The following is a 1,733-nucleotide window of genomic DNA, read 5'->3' as shown; positions in this document are numbered from 1 at the left end:
CCCGGAGGCGGCAGCGTTGCGCGAAACTTTTGAGGAAATCGGCCTCGAGCGCGATCGTGTCGAGATCATCGGCCGCATGCCCGACTATGTTTCCGGCAGCGGCTACCGCATCGCGCCGGTGTTGGCGGTGGTTCGGCCAGGCTTCTCCTTGACGCTCAACGCCGACGAGGTCGACGCCGCCTTCGAGGTGCCGCTGCGGTTCCTGATGGACCCGGCCAACCACGCCAGGGACAGCCGCATGTGGGACGACCTCGAATGGTTCTTCTATGACATGCCCTATGGCGGCCAGCGCATCTGGGGCGTCACCGCCGGCATCATCCGCACCCTCTACGAAAGGCTCTATGCTTGAGTGCTCCCGTATCGCTCGCCGGCAGGGCGGACTGGCTGAACGAGAAGCACCTGCAGCGTCTGCTGGCAGCGCTTTCGGATGGCGATGAGCGGGCGCGCGTCGCGGGCGGCGCCGTTCGCAACACCCTGCTCGGCCAGCCGGTCGCCGATATCGACGTCGCAACCACGACGCTGCCGCAGGAAACCATCCGCCGCGCCGAGGCGGCCGGCTTCAAGACGGTGCCGACCGGCATAGAGCATGGCACTGTCACGGCGATCGCCGGCGGCAAGACCTATGAGGTCACCACGCTGCGCGCCGATATCGAGACCGATGGGCGGCGGGCAAAGGTGTCGTTCGGGCGCGACTGGAAGCTCGACGCCGAGCGGCGCGATTTCACCATCAACGCGCTCTATGCCGAAGCTGACGGAAACGTCGTCGACCTGGTCGGCGGCATCGCCGACATCGCGGCGCGCCGGCTGCGCTTCATCGGCGATGCGGAAGCGCGCATCCGCGAGGATTACCTGCGCATCCTGCGGTTTTTCCGTTTCTTCGCCTGGTATGGCGACGGACGACCCGACGCCGAAGGGTTGAAGGCCTGCGCGCGGCTGAAGGACGGGCTCGGCCAGCTCTCGGCGGAGCGCATCTGGTCCGAACTGAAGAAGCTCCTGTCGGCGCCGGACCCGTCACGCGCGCTTTTGTGGATGCGTCAGGCCGGCGTGCTTACCAGCGTTCTGCCGGAAAGCGAGAAATGGGGCATCGACGCCATCCATGGGCTGATCCGGACCGAGAAGGACCTGGGCTGGGCAGCCGCTCCGCTGCTGAGGCTGGAAGCCATGGTGCCGCCCGATGCCGCGCGGATGAAGACGCTTGCCGAGAGGCTGAAATTTTCCGCCGCCGAGGCGGGGCGGCTGAGGCACTGGGCGCTGGCGGCGGCGATCGAGCCGAGGACGAGCGAAGGCGAACTGGCCAAGAAACTCTATCTCGGCGATCGTAACGGCATCGCCGACCGGCTGCGGCTTTCACTGGCTTCCGCGCGGGCACGGGCGGCCGAGGACAATCAGGCGCTGATCGATGCCGGCGGCTTCTCGCGCCTGCTTGCCTTCGCGTTGAAATGGGAGAAGCCGGTATTCCCGATCAAGGGCGCCGATCTCGCCGAGCTTGGCGCGGCGCCCGGCCCCAGGCTCGGCGCGATCCTGAAAAGTCTCGAGAAGGAATGGATCGGGTCCGGTTTCACCCTTGACCGCGGCGCGCTCATCGAGCGCGCCGTAAAAGCGCTTGAAGCTTAGAGCAATTCCAGGAAAAGTGTGTAACGGTTTTCCGTCCGGAATTGCGTAAAAACAAATAGTTAGAGCGGTTCGGCGATTCCATGAAACGCTGAACCGCTCTAGATCGCAACTTACCTGAT

The 1,733-nt window shown here is 65.3% G+C and carries 2 protein-coding genes; both read left to right on the top strand.

Annotated elements, in window-relative coordinates; all coding sequences use genetic code 11:
- Positions 1-349: CoA pyrophosphatase (locus tag EN780_RS33530; RefSeq protein ID WP_133372863.1), on the top strand; the 349-nt coding region annotated here is incomplete at its 5' end.
- Positions 346-1,614, top strand: a complete 1,269-nt coding sequence (locus tag EN780_RS33525) for a CCA tRNA nucleotidyltransferase (protein WP_127282806.1) — start codon at positions 346-348, stop codon at positions 1,612-1,614. The genes EN780_RS33530 and EN780_RS33525, both read left to right, overlap by 4 nt.
- The last annotated feature ends 119 nt before the right edge of the window (positions 1,615-1,733 follow it).

It is taken from the genome of Mesorhizobium sp. M4B.F.Ca.ET.089.01.1.1, assembly GCF_004022605.1.
Lineage (GTDB): Bacteria > Pseudomonadota > Alphaproteobacteria > Rhizobiales > Rhizobiaceae > Mesorhizobium > Mesorhizobium abyssinicae.
This window is presented reverse-complemented; position numbering and strand designations above follow the sequence as displayed.